The organism is Halomonas sp. DP1Y21-3 (assembly GCF_019801245.1).
GTDB lineage: Bacteria > Pseudomonadota > Gammaproteobacteria > Pseudomonadales > Halomonadaceae > Halomonas > Halomonas litopenaei.
Map to the genome: position 1 here is coordinate 582637 of NZ_JAHVJM010000003.1, position 21209 is coordinate 603845.

12 protein-coding genes are annotated in these 21209 nt (G+C 64.6%); 5 read left to right on the forward strand and 7 right to left on the reverse strand.

All coding sequences use genetic code 11. The features are described from left to right. Positions 1-135: 135 nt before the first annotated feature. The 5 genes from KUV74_RS11285 to KUV74_RS11305 form a co-directional block, all read right to left on the reverse strand. Positions 136-1479 carry an aminotransferase class I/II-fold pyridoxal phosphate-dependent enzyme gene (locus tag KUV74_RS11285; protein ID WP_222516341.1) on the reverse strand — a complete coding sequence of 448 codons (1344 nt, stop codon included), beginning with the start codon at positions 1477-1479 and terminating at the stop codon, positions 136-138. After that, positions 1476-8981 carry a type I polyketide synthase gene (locus tag KUV74_RS11290; RefSeq protein WP_222516342.1) on the reverse strand — a complete coding sequence of 2502 codons (7506 nt, stop codon included), beginning with the start codon at positions 8979-8981 and terminating at the stop codon, positions 1476-1478. The genes KUV74_RS11285 and KUV74_RS11290 overlap by 4 nt, the downstream gene beginning before the upstream one ends. Continuing rightward, complete coding sequence (locus tag KUV74_RS11295) at positions 8978-10591, reverse strand: LTA synthase family protein (RefSeq protein ID WP_222516343.1); 1614 nt, start codon at positions 10589-10591, stop codon at positions 8978-8980. The genes KUV74_RS11290 and KUV74_RS11295 overlap by 4 nt, the downstream gene beginning before the upstream one ends. A gap of 103 nt (positions 10592-10694) precedes the next feature. Next, positions 10695-11957, reverse strand: a complete 1263-nt coding sequence (locus KUV74_RS11300) for a capsule biosynthesis protein (RefSeq protein ID WP_222516344.1) — start codon at positions 11955-11957, stop codon at positions 10695-10697. A 415-nt stretch (positions 11958-12372) separates the two neighbouring features. Further along, a complete protein-coding gene (locus tag KUV74_RS11305; protein ID WP_231498578.1) occupies positions 12373-12972 on the reverse strand; it encodes a histidine phosphatase family protein in 600 nt (199 codons plus the stop codon). Between the two features lie 317 nt (positions 12973-13289). Between KUV74_RS11305 and phnD the strand changes: the two genes are divergently transcribed. The 5 genes from phnD to KUV74_RS11330 all read left to right on the forward strand — a co-directional run bounded on the left by phnD (position 13290) and on the right by KUV74_RS11330 (position 19866). After that, complete coding sequence (gene phnD / locus KUV74_RS11310) at positions 13290-14276, forward strand: phosphate/phosphite/phosphonate ABC transporter substrate-binding protein (protein WP_083970649.1); 987 nt, start codon at positions 13290-13292, stop codon at positions 14274-14276. Between the two features lie 70 nt (positions 14277-14346). Next, a complete protein-coding gene (gene phnC, locus KUV74_RS11315) occupies positions 14347-15132 on the forward strand; it encodes a phosphonate ABC transporter ATP-binding protein (RefSeq protein WP_045994840.1) in 786 nt (261 codons plus the stop codon). Then, entirely contained in the window at positions 15132-15929 is a 798-nt protein-coding gene (gene phnE / locus KUV74_RS11320) for a phosphonate ABC transporter, permease protein PhnE (protein WP_045994839.1), read from the forward strand. The genes phnC and phnE (KUV74_RS11320) overlap by 1 nt, the downstream gene beginning before the upstream one ends. Next, positions 15923-16726 (forward strand): phosphonate ABC transporter, permease protein PhnE, encoded by an 804-nt coding sequence (gene phnE, locus KUV74_RS11325; protein ID WP_045994838.1) that lies wholly within the window; start codon positions 15923-15925, stop codon positions 16724-16726. Before phnE (KUV74_RS11320) ends, phnE (KUV74_RS11325) begins: the two co-directional genes overlap by 7 nt. Before the next feature lie 254 nt (positions 16727-16980). Next, positions 16981-19866 carry an EAL domain-containing protein gene (locus tag KUV74_RS11330; RefSeq protein WP_222516345.1) on the forward strand — a complete coding sequence of 962 codons (2886 nt, stop codon included), beginning with the start codon at positions 16981-16983 and terminating at the stop codon, positions 19864-19866. A 147-nt stretch (positions 19867-20013) separates the two neighbouring features. On the opposite strand, the gene KUV74_RS11335 is transcribed toward KUV74_RS11330, so the two are convergent. Further along, complete coding sequence (locus KUV74_RS11335) at positions 20014-20607, reverse strand: hypothetical protein (protein WP_222516346.1); 594 nt, start codon at positions 20605-20607, stop codon at positions 20014-20016. Between the two features lie 93 nt (positions 20608-20700). After that, on the reverse strand, positions 20701-21168 hold the full coding sequence (locus tag KUV74_RS11340; RefSeq protein WP_045993543.1) for an Rrf2 family transcriptional regulator: 468 nt from the start codon (positions 21166-21168) through the stop codon (positions 20701-20703). Positions 21169-21209 lie beyond the last annotated feature (41 nt).

Below are 21209 nucleotides of genomic sequence, written 5' to 3' on the forward strand. Positions count from 1 at the left end.
TATCTAGCCCTGCTTCCTGTTCTTTCATTGAAGCTTGGTACCTATCCCTATCCCTATCCCTATTCCCTCTCCCCATCCGTGGCCGCCGCTCGCTATCTGTTTTTGTGGCTGGGCTGCCTGCAAGGTGGGGGAGCGTCAATCTGAGTTGATCAGCCCTCCCAGGGCCGACAGGGTCTGATCGATCTGGTCCGGCTGGTGCTCGCAGCTGACAAAGAAGCGCAGCCGAGCGCTACGTTCTGGCACTGCAGGGTGCAGGATGGGTTGCACATTGATACCCGCCGCCAGCAACGCATGGGACAGCTTGGCTGCCCTGGCGGAGCTGCCGAGAATAAGTGGCACGATGGCATGTCCCTCGCTGCTGCCGGTATTCAGCCCCAGGGACTGGATACCGTCCAGCAGACGTCGAGCGTTCTGCGTCAGCCTGGCGGTTCGCCAGGGCTCTTCCTGCAGCACTTGCAGAGCGCGGCGTGCTGGTGCGGCCAGTTGCGGTGCCAGCCCGACGCTGTAGAGAAACCCTGGCGCAAGGTAGCGCAGCGTATCCACCAGTGCTTGGCACCCGGCGATATAGCCTCCGCAGGAGGCAAGGGATTTGCTCAGGGTGCCCATCCAGATGTCTACATCTCCCGGAGCCACTCGGCAATGCTGGTGAAGACCTAACCCGGTTGCCCCCAACACGCCAAGCGAGTGGGCTTCATCCACCATCAGCCAGCAGTGGTGCCTGCGCTTCACCTCAACGAAACGTGCCAGGTCCGGGGTGTCACCGTCCATGCTGTAGTGGCCTTCGATTACCACCAGTACGCGCTCGAAGCGATCGCGATGGTCGAACAGCAGACGATCCAGGGCTTGGGCATCGTTGTGGGGGAAACTCATGCGAGTGGCGCCGGATACGCTGGCGCCCACCACCACACTGTTGTGGATCAGGCTGTCGTGGATGATCAGGTCCCTGGTGCCCACCAGCATGGCGATGGTGGAGACATTGGTAGCGTGGCCGCTGACGAAGGCGAGCGCATCATCACTTTGGTAGCAGTGTGCCAGCTCACGCTCCAGGGCCCCGTGAAAGGGGCGTTCGCCGGCGACAATGCGACTGGCCGATACCGAGGTGCCGTAGTACTCGATCGCCTGATGGGTGGCGTCCAGGACACGTCGATCGCCGGCCAGGCCGAGATAGTCGTAGTTTGCAAAGTTGATGACGTCCTGATCGCCGAGTCGGCTGGTAGCCCCCGCCCTACGCTGATGACAGCGAAAGAAGGGGCTGGTGATACCGAGGGAGTCTCCTAGCGTCCTCATCATGGCGATGCGGCGATAGCCTTCGAGGCTGCGGAAGTCGGTGGTTGTGACGAGTGTTTCGGTCAGCGGGTAGTGCTCTGAGGTTGAAACAGCGCGGTCGATGGGCGTTGCCTGGGCATGACGAGCGCTGTCGATCGCCCTGGCCTGGTTGAGCAGGCGGTCTTTCAATGCCTTCCGGTCATCAGGATTCATGTCACCTCCCGTGCAGGAGCAGGAGGGGAGACTGCGTGGCTGTAGGCCAGCGCAGCGTGTTCGTCGGTTGCATCGAGCTCGGGGCTTTCCAGCAGGTCGCAGATCAACAGGGTGGTGCGATGCAGGGTCGCGGCGTCGGCGAGGGCCAATGCGGACACCTTCACGCCAAGCCGGGTCTCGATGGCCGATACTAGCTCGACGGCCATCAGCGAATCGAAACCGAACTCGGAGAGCCTGCGCCCACTGTCGATGCGTTCCGGGTCCAGCATCAGGATGCTCGCCAACTGTCGACGCAGGATGGCTTCGACGGCCTTGCGGCGGGACGATTCATCGAGCGCCGATAGATCGAGGTCGTCGTTGCTACTTGCCTGGCGGTCCGCTTCACCGGAGTTCTGGCGCAACTCGATAAAGCGCCGCTGGATGAAGCCATGGTCGATGGCACCGATGACGGCGGCGTTGCTGACGCCTGCCGCGAGTGCTCGTTCCAGCGCGTCCAGCGCCTGCTCTGCGCTCAGCTGCCCACCCCCCATACGCTGGGACAGGGCCTGACGCTTGGTCTGGTGACGAGCCAGAAAGCCGGTGTCCTCGATGATGCCCAGGCTCAGGCAGGTGGCGGGTTTCCCCGCCTGACGGCGCCGCACGGCCAGCGCTTCCAGGCCAAGGTTGGCCGCCACATAGGCGGACTGCCCGGGACTTCCGAACAGGGTGGTGGCCGAGGAGTAGAGCACAAAGTGCTGCAGGTCGTGATGGCGAGTCAGGCGGTCCAGCAGGATGGCGCCCAACAGCTTGGGGCCGAGTACCGCGTCCAGCTGCTCGCGAGTCAGCTGTCGCGCGAGGCCGTCTTCGATGACGGCGGCGGCGTGAATGACGCCACGCAGCGGTGGGCGCCGGGAACCGCATTCCTCGATCAGTCCAGCCAGGGCCTGCTCATCGGTGACGTCCAGCGCTGGCGCTTCTACCGTGACGCCCTGTCTTTCCATGGCGGCGATAGCGGCACTGGCCTCCGGGCTGCTGACGCCCGAGCGACTCAGCAGCAGCAGATGGCGAGCGCCGCGCCTCACCAGTCGCTCTGCACTGGCCAGGCCCAGGCCGGACAACCCACCGCTCACCAGGTAACAGCCTTCGGTATCCAGCGCCATGCAAGCCGGATTGGTAGAGCTATTGGTGGTGTTTCTCGGACCGCCATGCGGGTGCATGGTGGTCTTGGAGGCTGAGCCTGTGCGGAGTGTGTCAGGAGACGGACTGGCAGCGGCTGAAGGGTGCGTCACGATGATCTTGCCGATATGCCGCGCCTGCTGCATATGGCGGAAGGCCTCGACCACTCTGGTGGTCGTGAAGGTGGTATAGGGCAGGGCGCTGAAGGCGCCCTCGGCAAAACGGTCCATGACCTGTCGGAACAGTTGGCGGGCGAGCGCGGGACGATGTGACAGCAGTTGATCGGAGTCGATGCCGAAGTAGCTCAGGTTGTGACGGAAGGGGCGCAGCCCCATCGGGGTATCCTGGTAGAAGTCTCGCTTGCCAAGCTCGAGAAAGCGCCCGAAAGGCGCCAGCACACGCAGGTTCTGATGGATGGCGTCGCCGGACAGGGAGTTGAGCACCACATCGACACCCTGGCCATCGGTGTCTGCGAGGATCTGTTCGGCGAAGGCCAGGCTGCGTGAGTCGTAGCAGCGCTCGGCACCCAGCAGTGTCAGCAGATCACGCTTGTGCGGGCTGCTGGCGGTGGCCAGCACTTCAGCCCCTCGCCACCGGGCCAACTGTACGGCAGCCAGACCGACACCGCCGGCAGCGCCGTGTATCAGCACCCGTTCCCCGGGCGATAGCCGAGCCAGATGCTCGAGGCTGTACCAGGCGGTGAGAAACGCCGTGGGCAACCCGGCAGCGGCCACCGGGTCGAGACCTGTCGGCACCCTGGCCAGCGAGTCGGCCTCGACCACCAGATGGTTAGAGAAACAGGCCGACCCCAGCCCGACCACCGGGTCACCAATATCGAACTGGGTGACCCCTTCGCCCAGCGCCTCGACGATACCGGAGAACTCGAGCCCCAGGGTGGCGCCGGAAAAGCCCTGCTCGAGCGCCTCATCGGTGAGCACGCCGAGAGCATACATGACGTCACGGAAGTTCAGACCCGTGCCCAGGACCCTTACTCGGACCTGGTCCTTGGCGAGCGTCGACCGTGCCGGGTGGGCTCGCCACTGCAGGCGCGAGAGCTGACCGGGATGAGCGATTTCCAGGGTCACCCTGGACGCTACTCGGTCTGGCGTGGGGGGTGGTGTGAGCGCTGGCGGTGTGTCGGCGACAGGACGCACGCGCAGTGCCCGGCGATGTCCGTGGTGGTCGATGACCACCTCATCCTCGCCATCGTCGTGATGCAGATCCTGCGCCAAGGCCACCAACGCCGCTTCTCCCGAGGCCAGGTCGACCAGCCGTACGCGGGTGTTCGGCAGTTCGTTGTCGAGGGAGCGACAGCCCCCCCACAAGCCAGCCTGGTACAGGTCGATATCGGGGGTATCAGCGCCGAACAGCGCGGCGACATCGCGAGTCACCACGACCAGCGTCCCGTGGCGATCCGCCAATGTCCTTGCCCAGTCACCCAGTCGCTCAAGGGCATCCAGGCCCGCCTGGTGGGTCTCGAGGTCACCGCCTGTCTGCCGAGACGGTACGGCGGCTCGCAGGTCGACAACTTGCGGGGCGACCACTTTCCGGGCACTCGGCGCTTGCTGCGCGTTCGAGGCGCGCGCTGAGGTGACCTCCGCAAGCGAGGACGGGGCGGCAAGCGTCAACTCGAGATCATTGTATGTCACGCAGCGGGTAGCACCCGAGGGCATGTGTTGTACAAGCCGCTCACCCAGAGCACGACTGGCAGCATCCACCACCAGCAAGGTGGCTGCGTCGCGCTGTGCAAGAGGCTCGTCCGAACCGGTCTCGGTGGTGGGGCGAGCGCTTGCCGAGGGCACGGCACTCAGCAGAGTCGGAAGATGGGAGGCCTCTGTCGGGGGACGCGCCTCGACGCTGAACCCGGCCTGGCTCAGGTGGTGGCAGATCGCCTCGACAGTGGCCGGTCTGGCGTCAGGACGCAGGGAGCCCAGCGCTCGCCACCACCCTGTAGGGGGCAGGACCAGTATCAGCAGTTGCCCGTGCGGTGCCAGGCGCGCCGTGGCCTTGTCGATTGCCTCGATGCTGACCTCGAGATCCGTCGGTGTGCTCACCACCCAGGCCAGCTGGGCGCCGGGGGCGGTATGGAAGGGGGGCAGCGATGCGGCACCGTTGGACGCTTCGATCAGCGGTTGGGTGCGTTGGCTGGAGCCATCATCTGGGGGCAGGATGTCCACCATGAGGCGATCGGGGTCCAGTGTCTGGCTCAACGCCTCGCCCAACCGAGGCGCCGCGCATCCCGCCTCGACCAGATGCAGCCGTTGTGCCGAGGGTAGCGTCGACAGGATCCGGGAAACGCTGGCGAGAACCTCGTCGTGCAGGGCCTGCCACAACGCTTCCGGGATCAGCGAAGCGGCGTCGAGGGTCAGCCCTTCGATGTGCTCGACCGAGCCCTCCAGCAGGCCGGGAAGATGCAGGCCAAAACGCCCGAGTGAGCCAAGCAGAGGGAACTGCCGAGGGTACTCCGCCAGCAGCAGGCGCCAGATATCGACCGCCGCAGGAGACGCTTGCACCTCCGAGGAGGTCACTGTCGCGTCTGTCGGGTACTGAGCCAGAAGTCGACGGTAGAGTTCATTATTGCCGAGGCCGTCGCCTTCGATATCGGGCCGAGCGGCGACGAAGGCCTCCTCGAGCCAGGCAACGTTGAGACGCTCGAACAGCAGGCTGAGCTCCTCCAGGTCGCGCCCCACTGGGCCTGACATGATGCCGGCAAGGGCATTGGCCAGTCGCCTGCCTTCTTCGCCCAAGGGGGTAGGTACCAGTGGCGCCGGGGTCAGGCGGGTGGTCAGCCACTCGGTGGACGAGGAGGTTGGCAGGGCTAGTGGCGTTGTCGCGAAGCGGACCTCCTCGAGGGCAGCAACGCAACGATGCTTGCGGTACAGCCAAAGGTCGGCGGTGAAGGAGTGTGGTGAGCGTCGCGTAATGACGGCGCGGGCGTGGGTCGGTCGACCGCCGTCCTTGTCGAACTGCATGCGCGACAGGCGCACGGGCAGGTAGCCCTGCGTCGGCGGCGTCTGAGCGTTGTTCATCAGTGGCAGGCACAGTTGCAGGGCGCCATCGAGCAGACCGGGTGGCAACCACCAGCAAGGAGTGTCTTCACTGACGGTGAACTCGCCGATGGCTTCATCGTCCTGGCACCAGATCCGGCCCAGGCTACGGTACTCGCCGCGGTAGTCGAGCCCCATCGACCTGGCGAGCGCCAGGTGGGCGTCGCTGTTTATGCAGGCCTTTTTATCCAGCCAGGTCTCGCCATCCAGGTGCTCCTCACTGGCCGGCTCAAGCGGAGGGGCCGAACGCAGCAGACTGCCCTGGCAGGCAGGGGCCAGGCGGGCGCTGAGGTGTAACTGCCAGGCGGCTGCCGGGTTGAGGTCGCGTACCGTCAACTGAACACGCCCCTGATCGGCCAGGGTGAGCCGCGCCAGCTTGCCCACAGAGGCGTCCAGTACCAGCGGCGCCAGGATCTCCAGGTCGTTGATTTCGAAGGTGGTGTCTGGCGACGAAGTGATGGCGGCAGCCAGTACCATCTCGACGTGCGCCGCTGCGGCCAGCACCGGTGTCTCCCCGACCCGGTGGTCCGCGAGAGCGGGCTGCGTGGCAACACTCAGACGCTGGATCCACGTCGACTCGTCCGGGGCCTGGCGAGCCCCCAGCAGGGGATGTTCGTCACGCTGCTCCAGCGGGTTGCGGCCCAGGCCACTCGGGCGGGTCCAGTGGTGGCGACGTTGCCAGGGGTAGGCGGGGAGTTCGATGGGGGCAAGGGGCCGTTCGAACCAGGGGGAAAAGCCATCCAGGGCTCCACTGAGCCACAGACGCGCCCGTGCTTCGGTGAGTTCGTCCAGGGCCCGGCCCTGGCGTGTCAGGGTAGCGATATGCAGGACCTGATGCCCCCGCAGGCGACACTGCTCCTCGATGTATCGCTTCAACAATGGATGGGCGCCGATTTCCACCAGCACCGAGTCACCGCGATCGATCAGCGACTCGATGGCCTGGCGAAAGCGCACAGGCGCCCGCAGGTTTTGCCACCAGTAGTCAGCGCCGAGGGGGCGGTGGGTCTCGCCACCCTCGACGGTGGAGATCATCGGCAAGCGTGGAATTGATCCGTCCAGATCGGCAAGCGCCTCGAGCAGCGGGGTCTTCAAGCCATCCAGCAGTGGGCTGTGGAATGGGTAGTCCAACGCCAGGCGAAGGTATCGATGGCCCGCGGCCCGCAAGGCGTCTTCCAGTTCGGCCAGCGCCGGCAACGGTCCCGCCAGCGTGACATTCCCTTCGCTGTTGTCCCCGGCCAGGGAAATCTCGGCGAAGCGTGGCTGTGCGAGCCAGGTGGCGATGGTGTCAGCGGAGCAGGACACCGCGGTCATGCCTCCCTGATGACGGATCTTGCCCTGCAGGCGGCTGCGGTGGGCAATCACGGTCACCGCCTCAGCCAGTGATAGTGCGCCGCAGGCCCAGCCCGCCGCGACCTCACCGACGCTGTGACCGACCACCGCGGTGGGCGTGATCCCCGCCTCGTCAAGCCAGGCGGTGATCCCGACCTGAATCGCAAATAGCGCCGGTTGGGCCACCACGGTGTCTTCGAGCAGGGCCGGATCATCGCTGCTGGCCAGTACCTCGAGCAACGAGAAGCCGGCGATGGGCAGGAAGTGCTCATCCACCCGCGCGACGGTATCGGCGAAGGTGGGACTGGTCGAGAGCAGGTCACGCCCCATGCCAAACCATTGGCACCCATTGCCGGTGTAGACGAATACCGGCCCCTGGGGCGCATCCAGGCGTCGCTGGCGCCACACCCTGGGGGCGCTGCTGTGGGGAGCGGTCGTCGTGTCCTTCAGCGAGTCCAGGGCCGCCTTGGCCTCGTCATGGTCCCGCACCAGGGTCAGCGCCTGTTCGTCAAGGCGCTCGCGGTGGTGAACCAGGGTCCAGGTCAGGGCATCGAGGGCTGGCTGGTGCGTTTCGAGGTGGTCGCTTAGCCGCCTTGCCAGTGCAGCCAGCGCTTCCTCGTCGTGGGCCGAGACAAGCAGCGGTAGCGGCTGCTCGAAAGAGACTCGTGGCGTCGGTCGCGATCGCACCAGTGACGGTGGCGGCGGCGTGGTCAGCACTACGTGGGCGTTGGCCCCCCCGAAACCGAAGCTGTTGATACCGACGGTTAAGGGGCCGCTTTCGGGGAGCGTCCGCGGTGTCAGCACCACGTCCACATTGGCCTCGTCGAGGTGCAGCTCAGGATTGAGGCGATCGACACCGATGGTGGCGGGGACGAAGCGCTGGGTCAGGCAACCCAGCGCCTTGTAGAGTCCGGCGATGCCGGCCGCTGTCTCCAGGTGGCCGATGTTGCTCTTGACCGAGCCGATCGGCAATGGGTGGTGACGATGTCGCCCAAGGGCCTGGCCGATGGCGGTGACTTCGATGGGATCTCCGACGGCGGTGCCGGTCCCATGGGCTTCCAGGTAGTCCAGTCCGTCGGGATCGATCCCCGCCCGGGCGTAGACCTCGGTCAACAGTTGGGCCTGAGCCTGAGCGCTGGGTACCGTGAGTCCTGACTTGTGTCCGTCGGTATTGGTGCCGCTGGCGGCGACTTCGGCGAGGATGGGGTCGCCGTCCGCGAGCGCCTGATCGAGCGCCTTGAGCACGAAGATGCCGGCCCCTTCCGAGCGCACGTAGCCGTCCGCGTCTTCGCTGAACACGCGACAACGGCCTCGCGGCGACAGCATGCCGGCCTTGGAGAAGGCGACGAAGCCGAAGGGATGCAGGTGCAGGCTGACGCCGCCGGTCAGGGCGGTGTCGCATTCACCGGCGCGAATGGCCTGACAGGCCTGATGAAAGGCTACCAGGGAAGACGAGCAGGCCGTGTCGATGGCCATGCTGGGTCCCTTGAGATCGAACACGTAAGACAATCGATTGGCGGCGATGCTGAAGGTGTTGCCGGTGGCGAACAGATTGCCCAGAGAGGCCAGGTCGGCGGTATGCCGATAGGCGAAGTCAGGACTGGAGATGCCGATATAGACCCCGCAGCGGCTACCGCGCAGGCGCGAGGGGGGGACGCCCGCGTGCTCGAGCGCTTCCCAGGTCAGCTCCAGCAGCAGGCGCTGCTGGGGATCCATGGTCGCCGCTTCCCTGGGAGAAATTCCGAAGAAGTCGGCGTCGAAGCCGCCGATGTCGCCGAGTGATCCGGCGGCGAAGGTCACGCTGGTACCGGGCGAACGACGGTCGGGATGATAGAACCGGCGCCAGTCCCAGCGCGATGCATGCACCTCTGTGACCAGATCCCGACCCGCCAGCAGGCTCTGCCACAGGGTTTCTCCGGGGACTCCAGGAAAGCGGGTAGCGTTTCCGATGATGGCGACGCGCCTGGTCATAGCGGTTCCTTGCAATGGCGGTGGAGGGAGCGCCCGAGGGAGCCTGTGGCGACGGTCGTGGTCTGGCACCCGATGGTGTGGAGCAGTGCTTCGGCCAGTTGCGACAGGTCGGACGGTGGCTCCGGCCGTCGTGTGGTCTGGGGTCGGTTGCTCCAGATCATGAAAGGCGTTGTTCCATCGGGCTCTCCGTGCCAGCGATAGCTGGGAGACAGGATAGGGACGTGGTCGCCATAGGCGCACAACAGGCCCGGGCGCGATTGCCTGGTGAGGGTCGCCGCCAGGGCGCCGAGCATGGCGTCGGTATTGGCCAGGTGATGGAGATAGATATCGAGTTCGTGGGTCACGGCCATGGGGCGCGAGGCGTCGGCAGCGAGCCAGCGCAGTGGATCGGGCGCTGGCTCCAGCAGAAAGGGGCCGTGGCTTTCCATGGTGATCACGAACACCATCAGTGGGCGCGGGTCTGGATCATCCAGGGCTTGTGTGACCCGCCTGGCGAGCTCGACGTCGGCGATGAAGGGGCCATCTCGACGGCAATGCCTGAAGCTTTCGATGTCCTCGAATGCCTGAAATCCCAGCCGAGGCATGACCTGGTCGCGCTGGTAGAAGTCGCCGGGGTAGGGGTGCAGCACCAGTGTGCGGTAACCCAGGTGAGCGCAGGCACTGGCCAGACTGGGAACCGGCTGGCGGGACAGCTGACGATAGGGATTGAAGCGATGCATGCCCAGAGCATCCTCGTCCAGCCCGCACAGAAAGGCCGTTTCGCTGCGTATGGTGTTGGCGCCCCAGGCCGGCACCTTGAGGTAGCCGTGGGTGATGGACTGCTCGTTCAGGCGATCCCAGTGGGCGAGCACATCCAGGGGTATCTGGTCGTACCAGGGGCGTGGATCGAAGAACGACTCGCCCTGGACAATCACCAGGTGTGGCAGTGAGTCCTGGGAGACTGGTGATGGCGGTTGGCGCAGGAGCGCTGGAGCCTGGGTGGTGTCGATGGGGGTATCGGGGAAGCGGGCGTAGGCCCAGAAGCAGCTCCACAGTCCCAAGTGGTGGTGGTCTTGGCACGGAACCAGGGAGGCCGCCGGGAGTCGCCGCAGGCCAAGCCCCAGAGCAGTGGCTGGCCCCAGTGCCAGGCCGCCCAGCAGCAGCGCCATGGAGGATAGGGAGAGCTGATCCAGCAGCCAGGGTTCGAGGAAGACGAAGACCGACACCGCCATCAGGGCGGCGAGGCTGGCACCCAGGGCCAGGCCGATACCGAAGAACGGCAGGTAGAGCCTTGGATGTCGGATGGCATCGAGGAAGTACTCGAAGTCCTGCACCAGGAAGGGCTCCTTCAGGCTCTGCCACTTCGCCTGATGGCTGCGCTGCACCACCCATTGCAGGGTAAGCACCGTGGCCAGGGCCAGCGCACCTCGTTGCAGCACCGCTACGGCTAGTACGTAGCACAGCCCCCAGGTGCCCGCATGGACCAGCCAGGGGGCCGGAGGGCGGTCGCGCCAGTTGCCCAAGCCTCGACAGCCTATGGCGTCCATGGCGAGGCTTAGTCCCGTGCCGAGGGGGAGTCCCAGTACGCACAGGATGAACGCCAGGTCTCGGGACGCGATCCACGTCAGCATCGGCGGTCAGAAAGAAGCGGGCCAGCGAGCCGAGCAGCTACGACGTGCCGCGAGTCGGCCCCTGAAACCGCCAAAGCCGTATCTGGCACGGGGAAAACAAGGGTCAGGCGGCGGCGGGCAGGCATGACAGTAACTCCTCCAGGGGAGAGCGTTCGGCGACGAGTCGCCTGGCGCTGTGGTGCACACCGAGACGAATACCGAGGCGGCAGTAGAAGCTGCCGTTGAGCTGAACGGTTCGCAGCAGGGTGGTCCTGAGCGCCTGATACAGGGCGGCGTTCGGTGCCGGTGGATCGTGCCAGAAGCCCGCGGGGACCCGTTGCCGGCCTGTCGCCAGTCCGGGCATGGTGTAAATGGCTTCGCCCAGGGTCAGCAACGGACAGCCGTGCTCCAGGGCCACGAAACCGGAAGTACTGTTGACGGTGATGGCGCCAGTGGCGCCCGGCAGGAGGTGATTGAGGTCACCGCCCTCGATGAACAGTACCCGCCGGTCGATACCCAACTCTCGTGCCAGTCGGCGAGCGCGACGATGGTGTGCGCTGAGGCCGGGGTCGAGAGGGTGGTTCTTGATCAACAGACGTGTCCGGGCCGGCGCGTCGCGAGCAAAGGACGTCATGGTTTCTTCGAGTACCCGGGCCATGTCGGGAAAGGGCGAGTGGCAGCGGATCTGGGCGTCGCTGTCCAGTTGCAGCAACAACACGAAGTAGGGCGCTGGCGCCGAAAGAAATGCCATGATGCGGTTAGCTTCAAGGCCAGCCAGCAGGCGTTTGCGCGTCAGTTGCTGCGCATAGGCGGCGTACTCCCGGGGAGCGCTGACCGGGGCGTGGCCGCGATAGCCCGGGAACAGCAGAGGGTTAAGGACGCCTGCCAGATGGTAGATCACGTCGTGGGTGGCACGGGTCAAGAAGGGACTGATGCAAGGAACGGGAGGCTCTGCCGGCCCAAGACAATGGGCGGCCTCGAAGACCCAGGCCGGGTCCCTGGGAAAACGGGAACATCCGTTGACACCTTGGGGCTCCAGGGTGATCCAGTGGGGACGCAGGTAGCCTTCCTCGAATACATGGACCCGCAGCCGTTGACGCTCTGCGGCCTGAACAGCGAGCCGATGCAGAGGGCGCTGGTCGCCGAAGACCACCAGGTCGGAGATTCCCCGTTGACCGAGAAAATCATCGATCAGCTCGCCAAAGCCTGCGGCGTCGCCACGGTAGCGTTGGCCCCCGAGGCGCCAACGATAGAGCAGGTCTCCACCACACAGGTCGAGCACATGAACACCGTGTCCCTGGTCAGCAAGGGTGCGAGCCAGTTGCGTGAAGAAGGGAGAGCATGGCCCCTGAAGCAGCAGAAACTGACGCGCCTTGAACGGGCCCATGTTCAGACCTCGCCCCCATGCACAAGAGACGCCGGGCGTCGACTCAGGAAAAGAAATGAAGATGCCATCATGCGGACGGGTGGGCTCCTGTGGCAATGAGGAGCATGGGGAATGATCGTTCTCAAGCACCGCTCAAGATCATTTGCCAAGCATTAGTTGAATGGGTCTTTCAGAGGTTACGAGGAACATAGCACGTGCCCCGCCGAGTCCGGCTGACGAACTTCGCAGCGTCGAGCCGGGGAAATGGAAAACTTGCCCACAGTCATTACAGGTGGCATGTAGCGGCACAGCGCCACGGTTCATGGGGGGAGCGGCGGCTTGTCAAGAGCCTATCCACAGCGGGTGGAGAACTTTTCCACCGAGTTGTTCACAGCCCTGACAGGGGCGGCTGCAAGAGAGGGGCTGCGAGCGGTGATCAGCGAGCGAAGATCAGCGGCCGGACATCTGCCGGTGCCAGCGGTGGTTGGCTTCGATGCTCGCTCAATGGACTTCCGCTGGCTGCGGTCAGCAGGATCTGCAGGGGGTCACCATGGCCGACCAGCAGGATGGTGGCATCATCGAAGCGCTGTTCCAGCGAGATGATCAGGTCGATGAGTCGGCGGGAGACGTCGCCGACGCTTTCGACGCCGTGGGTGCGGTGTTCGGCATTCTCGCTATCCATTGCCCAGACGTCCGCGTAGGCCGGGTCCGGCCCCTGGTCGTAGTCACCGAAGAAGCGCTCTCGCAGGCGCGGTTCAGGGTGTGGGGTGACGTTGAAGTGTTGCCCGACCAGTGCTGCGGTTTCGGTGGTGCGCAGAAAGTCCGAATGGAAGACCTGGTCAGGCGCGGCCAGGTGCCAGCCGGTCAGCCGTTCGTGCAGCTGTTCCTGCCCCTTGGGCGAAAGACCGTAGCCCTCGAGTCCCTGCTCGGGGGAGGAAACGATCAGGCCCATGGCATTGGCCTGGCTATGGCCGTGGCGCATCAGCAGGTAGTGATTGCGGCAGCGTGGAAAGTCGTTGGCCTCAACGTTTGACATAAAAGTGTCACCTCCTAGATTGAACTCAACGATGTTTGTTTTCGAACATCGCTGCGTCGCTGGCGCTCGTCTTCGCACTTGGCAGAGCCTTCAGCCCATGTGATAGAGCCTTCAGCGTAACGCGGGAAGTCTTCAGCCCATGTGGCAGAGCCTTCAGCGTAACGAGTGAAGCCTTCAGCCCATCTGACAGAGCCTTCCCCAAGTCGCCAGTCGTCGACCGCCAGGCTGTCCGCTGCCGCCGGGACCCGCGATGTCGGCGCGAGAGGCCGGGGTCGATTCCCACCCTATAACAAGACTCAGCATAGGTGAGCCACGCCATGACACAACGCTCAAGCCGGGGACGTCAGGTCCTCAACGCAGGTCTCCTGCTCACTTTCGGCGCTGTTGCATCCGTCGCTGTCGCGGAGGATTGCCCCCGAGGTGATCTGGATGCGCTCTACTGCGACCGCAATGGCGATCTGGTGGCCGACCCGCCCGCCAATCAGGACGAACTGGTCGACCCCGACACCCTCATCTTCGCCTACACCCCGGTGGAAGACCCCGCCATCTATGCCGATATCTGGGAGCCCTTCATCGATCACCTCCGGGAGGTGACGGGCAAGGACGTTCGTTTCTTCGCGGTCCAGTCGAACTCGGCCCAGGTCGAGGCCATGCGCAGCGGGCGTTTGCATATTGCAGGTTTTTCCACCGGCCCCACGCCCTTCGCCGTCAACCTGGCCGGCGCCGTTCCCTTTGCCTTGATGGGCTCCGACGACGGACGCTTCGGCTATACCCTGCAGGTCTACACCCAGGCCGATTCGGATATCCAGTCGCTGTCCGACCTGGCCGGCAAGCGGGTCGCCCACACCTCACCCACCTCGAACTCGGGCAATCAGGCGCCGCGTGCGCTGTTCCCCGAGGAAGGCGTGGTGCCGGACGAGGACTACGAGGTGGTGTATTCCGGCAGTCACGACCAGTCGATGCTGGGAGTGGTAGCGGGTGACTACGACGCTGCACCGGTGGCGTCCGAGGTGGTGGAGCGCATGGCCGCACGGGGGCTGTATGACGAAGACAGCGTGCGCATGATCTTCGAGTCCCAGCCCTTCCCCACCACCTCCTATACCTACGCCCATGACCTGGCGCCGGATCTGGTCGAGCGCATCGAGGAAGCCTTCTTCAGCTTCGATTTCGCCGGTACCGCGCTGGGTGAGGAATTCGAAGGCGTCGAGAAGTTCATCCCGATCACCTACCAGGACCAGTGGGAGGTCATTCGCACCATCCAGGCCTCGAACGGCGTCAGCTACACCGCCGACAATCTGGAGTGACGACAGGGTATCCCAGGGACAGGAGGGCCGGCGCACGGCGCTCGGCCTTCCCGGGGAACGAGGATGTGCAATGCTCGAGATTAGCCAGCTGGTCAAGCGCTATGGCCACGATGACCCCGTGCTCAAGGGGCTGGATCTTCGCGTGGAAGGCAACTCCGTGGTGTCCATCGTGGGGGCGTCCGGGGCGGGCAAGAGCACCTTGCTCCGCTGCATCAATCGGCTGATCGAACCCACCTCGGGGTCGATCAGGCTCAATGGCCAGGAGTTGTCCAGCCTCAAGGGCGCACCACTGCGCCAGGCCAGGCGGCGCATCGGCATGGTCTTCCAGGGCTTCAACCTGATCGACCGATTGACGGTGATGGAGAACGTGCTGGCCGGTCGGCTTGGCTACGTCGGCTTCTTTCAGGCATGGCGGCGGCGCTTCCCGCCGGAGGATATCGAACGCGCCTTCCACCTGATGGAGCGAGTGGGCATCGCCCAGTACGCCAACAAGCGCGCGGACGAACTGTCCGGCGGCGAACGCCAGCGCGTCGGGGTCGTCCGAGCCTTGATGCAGGAGCCGGACATTCTGCTGGCCGACGAGCCGACCGCCTCGCTGGACCCCGTCACCAGCGAGCAGATCATGAAGCTGATGAGAGCCCTGGCCAGCGAGCTGTCATTGCCGGTGCTGATCAACATTCACAATGTGGCCCAGGCCAGGGCCTACACCGAGCGTATCGTCGGCTTGCGCCACGGTCGCATGATCTTCGATGGCACGCCGGAGCGCTTTGATGCCGCAGCGCTGGAGGAGATCTACGGTGGCATCGAGGCCCCGGACGAGACCTCCGCATCGACCGTCGCGGAAGGGGAACGCTGATGGTCAACGACAAGGCTCGGACCTGGCGCAAGCCGCCCTTTATCGCCAGTCCTGTGGTGCGCCTGCTGCTGGCGCTGGGCGTGTTGGGTTACCTGGGCTGGGCTCTGGCCACCCTGCCGTTCGACTGGGAGCGGATCAGCGATGGGCTGCCGCGGGCCGCGCGCATCTTCGGCGGCGGCTTTCCGCCCAGCTTCGAGCGCTTCGAACTGCTGCTGACCGGCTTCAAGGAAAGCTTCCAGATTGCCCTGCTGGCGACTCTGCTGGGGGTGGCACTGTCGATCCCCTTTGCGGTGATGGCGGCGCGCAATATCGCCCCGCGTCCGGTCTATCTGGTGGGGCGAGCGGTGATCATCGTGTCGCGCAGTTTTCACCCGGTCATCGTGGCGATTCTGTTCGTCAAGGCGGTGGGGTTCGGACCCCTGGCCGGGATCCTGACCCTGACGCTTTATTCCATCGGCTTTGTCGGAAAACTGCTGGCCGAAGAGATCGAGGAGATCGACTGGGGGCAGGTGGAGGCCATGAGGTCGGTCGGTGCAGGGTTCATGTCCACGTTGCTGTACGCCGTCTTCCCCCAGATCCTGCCACGCCAGCTGGGGCTTTCCATGTATCAGCTGGACAGCAATCTGCGCGCCTCGGCGGTGGTCGGTATCGTCGGCGCCGGTGGTATCGGTGGCACCCTGATGAACGCCTTCGGGCGCTACGACTATGACTTTGCCTTCGCCATCCTGCTGGTGATCATCGCGGTGATTCTGGTCAGTGAGGGCATCAGTGGCTGGGTCAGGAGACGACTATGGTAGCGACGCCGACAGAACAACGGGTATGGCAGCGCTACAGCCGACGGGAGCGCTGGACGCGCTTCGTGCTGCTGTTGCTGGTCGTGGCGGTGTTGAGCTGGGCGGCCAGGGATGTCGATATCTTCTGGCCCTGGGTGTGGGATGCGCCTGCCCAGATCTACAGCCTGGCCGACCGCATGTGGCCACCCGACCCGCGGCGCCTCGGCGAGATCGTCGAGGCATTGGTCGAGACCGTCCATATCGCCACCCTGGCCACGTTCTCGACGATCTTTGTGGCCCTGCCCGTCGCCTACCTGGCGGCCCAGAACACCACGCCCAATCGTGCCTGCCTGTGGTTTGCCCGTTTCGTGCTGGTGGCCAGTCGTTCGGTCAATACCATCATCTGGGCGCTGCTGTTCGTGGCGATCTTCGGCCCCGGCGTGCTGGCGGGCATCCTCGCGATCATGTGTCGCTCCATCGGTTTCGTCGGCAAGCTGATGGGCGAGGCCATCGAGGAAATCGACCGACGGCCGGTCGAAGCGATGGAAGCGGTGGGCGCCAGTCGGCCCAAGGTCATCCTCTACGCGGTGGTGCCTCAGGTCGTTCCGGCCTTCTTTGCCGTGATCATCCTGCGCTGGGACATCAATATTCGCGAGTCCACCGTGCTGGGGCTGGTCGGGGCCGGCGGTATCGGCGTTATCCTCCAGGGGGCCATCGACACCTTTGCCTGGCCGACGGTGGCCACCATTCTCTGTGGCATCGTCATTCTGGTGTTGCTGGGAGAGGTGTTGACCGGATGGTTGAGAAGCCGAGTGCTTTAGGCTCGTACGACGGAAGGCTGTACGAATCTGTGCGATTGCCGGCATGAACCGTTGATGCTTGCGGCTTAGTGCTAACGTTCTGTTTTCTGGGACAGTTGTCTTGGAGATGTCGCCGTTTTCTGGTGCCGGATGATGTCTGGTCCTGGGGGAAACGGCACAGAATGCCAGGGCGAGGCGGCGGGGTGCCCCGAAGTTAAGCTATCCTCGATACCATTGATTACCTTGTTCAGTGGATCGTCGCCCGGCCTATGAAGATGGATGCCCGCAGAGCCTTTCAAAGCCTAGCCGACAGCCTGTCGCGGGATATCGGTGATGACTTCTTCATGCATCTGGTCGATCGGCTGGCGGTAATCCTCAACGCTGACGCCATGATGATAGCGACCCCTGTCGCGGACGGCTCACGCCTGCGGTCCATGGTGCTGATGGCAGATGGCAAGCATCAGCCAGACGTCGAGTACGAGACTGCCGGCACCCCCTGTCGCGATGCCCTGGACGGCGGAGCCTGCATCTATCCGGAGAACGTCTGCAGTGCCTTTCCGGACGACGTCCTGCTGCGAGATTTTGGTGCAGAAGCCTATGCCGGTGTGGCGATGCGAGGGCCCGAAGGTGAGTTGCATGGTGTTCTGGTTGCCTTGCACCGCCATCGACTGCACCAGCGTCGCCTGGTCGAGGAGGTGCTGAGAATTGCCGCGGCGCGCTGCGGGGCCGAACTGTCCAATCGGCGCACCGAGCAGGCGCTGGAGAAGACCGCCACCCAACTGGACACGACCAACCGACAGCTCAAGCGCGCCCACCGCGCCTTGACCCTGCTGCGACTGGTCAACCGTGCGGTGATTCGGCTCTCCGACGAGATGGCAATCTTCCAGGAGGCCTGTCGGCTGGCGGTGGAGCAGGGCGGCTACCGCTACGCCTGGGCGGGGCTGGCCCAGGACGACCCCGAGCGCAGCATCCTGCCGCTGGTCAGCGCCGGTGGCGCCGATGATTTGTTGCGTCACGCGCGTTTCAGCTGGGATGTGACCACGCCTGAGGGCCTGGGTCCCAGCGGGCAAGCGGTGCATGAAGGCAAGGAGCAACGGGTAGCCGACTATACGACAGGTACGGTAGCGCCTCCGCCTTGGGCCGAGCGATTCGGGGTCGTGGCGGAGGTGGCCTTACCGCTGAGTCTGGGAAGCGAGCGACGGGGCGTGCTGGTGCTGTTGATGGATCAGCCCTACCACGCTGGCGCCGACGAACTGGCGCTGCTGAGGGAGCTTGCGGACAACCTGTCGTTTGGCTTGCAGGCCATGCGTGCCCACCAGCACCAGCAGAACACCCAGCAGGCGGTGCTGGACATGGCCGAACTGGTGACGGCGCGCAGCGACGACGCCTTCTTTACCCTGCTGGTGCGACGTCTGACCGACGCCCTCGGCGCGGACGCCGTGTTCGTGTCACGCGTCGAGGAAAGCGTCCCGTTGCAGGCGACGCTGATCGCCGGCCTGGTATCGGGCCAGCCGGTGGAGCCCTTTCACTACAGTTTCGAAGGGCTGCCCTGCGAGAGGTCCTTTCGCGACAGCGAGCATGTGATTGCTCGAGGCATGAGCCAACGCTATCCCCGCGCCGAGGAGATGGTCGGCTTCGCTGTGGAAGCCTACGTCGGCCGACGCCTGGAAGACGCCAACGGCGACGCCGTCGGTATCCTGTTTGCGCTGTATCGCCAGCCGCTGCATGATCCTGAACCCATCTGTCATCTGTTGCGGATCTTTGCCGCAGGCGCCTCGGCGGAGCTCGAACGGCGCCGCAGCGACGCCCATATACGGCATCTGGCCTTCTTCGATCCCGGGACCGGTCTACCCAACCGGGTCCACTTCATGGAGCGTCTGCAGGCGGCCATTGTCCGGGCTCGCACCGAGCAATATCGGGTGGCACTGATGTTCCTCGACCTCAACCGCTTCAAGGAGATCAACGACGGTCAGGGCCACGACGTCGGTGATCAAGTGCTCAAGGAGGTGGCCGCTCGCTTCAGCGGTTGCCTTGGCAGGCTGGAAAGCCTGGCGCGGATGGGGGGCGATGAGTTCGTCGTCATGGTGGAGCAGACCGACGAGATCGGAGCCGCCCAGGTCGTGGGGCGTCTGCTCAGCGCCTTGAATGATCCAGTGGTGCATGAGGGGCATCGATTCAACGTCGACGTCAGCATCGGCGTCGCCTTCTTCCCCGACGATGGCGATAGTTCCCGGGAACTGCTCAAGCACACCGACATCGCCATGTACCATGCCAAGGAAAGCCGTAGCGGCTATCGCTTCTACGCACCTGAGATGGGACGTGATCTGCGGCGCCGACTGGTGCTTGCTTCTCGACTGGGTGAGGCGCTGGACACGAAACGTCTCGAGCTCCGCTTTCAACCTTGCGTCGACCTCAAGAGCGGGGACCTGATCGGCGCCGAGGTACTGTGTCGCTGGCACGACGCCGAACTGGGATGGATAAGCCCGATGGAATTCGTCGCCGTGGCCGAGGAACAGGGGATGATCGAGGCCCTCGGCAGTTGGGTCATGGAGCAGACCTGCCGACAGCTGAAGCAGTGGCAGCAGGCATCGCTGGACCGGCTTCCCGAGCGACTCTACGTCAATCTGGCGGCGGCCCAGTTCGAGGACCCCGAGCTGGCAATCAAGCTTTGCGAGATCGCGGCCCGGGCTGGCGTCTCCCCCTCGCTGCTGGGGCTGGAAATCACCGAAAGCGGCTTCATGAAGGATCCCGAGCAGGCGATACGCATCACCGACACCCTGCGCCAGCAGGGATTCGCCCTGGCCATCGACGATTTCGGGACCGGCTATTCCTCGCTGGCCTACCTCAAGCGCTTTTCCGTACAGGCGGTCAAGATCGATATGTCCTTCGTCAGCGACATGCTGACCGACAGCAACGATCACGCCATCGTCGCCACCATCATCGCCATGGCCGATCGTCTGGGACTGACGGTGGTGGCGGAGGGCATCGAGACGCCGGCGCAGTTCGAGGCACTGCGTGCCCTGGGTTGCGATCTTGGGCAGGGGTATCTGCTGTCACGGCCTTTGAGCGGTGATGACTTCGCGCGGCGCTGGTTGAGCCGCGATGGGCAGCGGCAAGATGGTCTGGGAGATACCTTGCAGGCGATGGAGCGGCCCGCCTGAGCGGCCTCAGGGGACCCGGTTCAGGTATTCGGGGAAGGTCCCCGAAGAAGGTCCCCCGAAGAAGGTCCCCCGAAGCAGGCGCGCCGCTAGCCCTCGCAGGGATCATGACGCCCGCACCTTTATATTGCCTCTGGAATTGCTGCCGGATCAGGAAGCCCTGCACAGGGTCTTCATCCGCTGCCATGCCGTAAAGGCGCCATTCAGTGAAAAGCTCATGAACCAGTAGTCGCTGGTATCGGGCGTCATGCGCAGGCGCAGATGCAGCTGCTCACCGGTGGCGAGACGCGAGGCCAGCAGGTCCATGTCGATGCCATTCACGCGCACGTAGAGGCCGTCGTCACCGCGTTGGGTGGACAGCACCGCCGTGCCGGTCTGGGCACGTTGCTCGTCTACCAGCAGGTCGATGGGAACGCGATTGACCACTTCGCTCACGGCCTGGCGCTGGCCAAGGTCGCTTCTGACCTCGATCCAGGGCGTGCGGCAATGCCCTGGCGTGGCGTTGACGCTGAGCATGGCGTCGCTGTAGCTGGTCCTTTGGACCGCTCGCACATGGGACTCGTCGCCGAGGGTCGCGATCAAGGTCTGCCAGTTCTGGTGGGTCTGGTGGGCCGAGGTGTCGAAATCCACCGCCATGGCTTGGCTGCTGACGCCTGTCAGCCCGAGTACGGAGACCAGTGCGGCGGCGACACTCAGGCGAAGAAGGCGGGCGCGGCGAGGTGAAAACAATGGCGGAATCGGCATGCTGGCTCCTGACGACCGAGAGAACTCAGAGGTCAGGAGGCTAGCATTCTCGGAGTACGCTGTCGTGGCGTTACCCTGTCTTGCCTCGGCGCGTCAGGCGGGCTCGGCTTCAGGCTCCGGCTCGAGCTCGATCAGCTTGAGGGTGTGCAGGCGCTGGCGGCACTGGGGCGTCATCAGGTCATCCAGGGTGTAGCGATCCAGGACCTCCAGAAATGCGGTCAACCCTTCGTTGGCGATCTGCTTGAAGCGGCAGATGGGCGCGATGTAGCAGGCGCTGTCGTCCCCTTCGCACTCCACCAGGGCGAGGCTATGTTCGGTATCCCTGACCAGGGCGCCGAGGTGGATGCTGCCCGGCGCCTGCTTGAGCGACAGTCCCCCGTGCTTGCCACGGACGGCGGAGACATAGCCAAGGCGACTGAGCTCCTGAACCACCTTCATCAGATGGTTGCGTGAGACCTCGAAGCGTGAGGCGATCTCGGCGATCGTGGTGCGTTCGCTGCCGGATTCGGCAAGGTACATCAGAACGCGCAATGAGTAGTCGGTAAATCTTGTCAGATGCATTGGTCGTGCCCCGGCGCCCCTTGGGCGACTTGGTAAAGAGA

Bases quoted from the DNA above. Each gene is read 5' to 3' on its own strand.
- KUV74_RS11290 (WP_222516342.1), bottom strand. From the start codon at position 8,981: ATGACCAGGCGCGTCGCCATCATCGGAAACGCTACCCGCTTTCCTGGA.
- phnE (WP_045994838.1), top strand. From the start codon at position 15,923: ATGGTAGCGACGCCGACAGAACAACGGGTATGGCAGCGCTACAGCCGA.
- KUV74_RS11335 (WP_222516346.1), bottom strand. From the start codon at position 20,607: ATGCCGATTCCGCCATTGTTTTCACCTCGCCGCGCCCGCCTTCTTCGC.
- KUV74_RS11305 (WP_231498578.1), bottom strand. From the start codon at position 12,972: ATGTCAAACGTTGAGGCCAACGACTTTCCACGCTGCCGCAATCACTAC.
- phnD (WP_083970649.1), top strand. From the start codon at position 13,290: ATGACACAACGCTCAAGCCGGGGACGTCAGGTCCTCAACGCAGGTCTC.
- KUV74_RS11285 (WP_222516341.1), bottom strand. From the start codon at position 1,479: ATGAATCCTGATGACCGGAAGGCATTGAAAGACCGCCTGCTCAACCAG.
- KUV74_RS11300 (WP_222516344.1), bottom strand. From the start codon at position 11,957: ATGGGCCCGTTCAAGGCGCGTCAGTTTCTGCTGCTTCAGGGGCCATGC.
- KUV74_RS11340 (WP_045993543.1), bottom strand. From the start codon at position 21,168: ATGCATCTGACAAGATTTACCGACTACTCATTGCGCGTTCTGATGTAC.
- KUV74_RS11295 (WP_222516343.1), bottom strand. From the start codon at position 10,591: ATGCTGACGTGGATCGCGTCCCGAGACCTGGCGTTCATCCTGTGCGTA.
- phnC (WP_045994840.1), top strand. From the start codon at position 14,347: ATGCTCGAGATTAGCCAGCTGGTCAAGCGCTATGGCCACGATGACCCC.
- KUV74_RS11330 (WP_222516345.1), top strand. From the start codon at position 16,981: ATGGATGCCCGCAGAGCCTTTCAAAGCCTAGCCGACAGCCTGTCGCGG.
- phnE (WP_045994839.1), top strand. From the start codon at position 15,132: ATGGTCAACGACAAGGCTCGGACCTGGCGCAAGCCGCCCTTTATCGCC.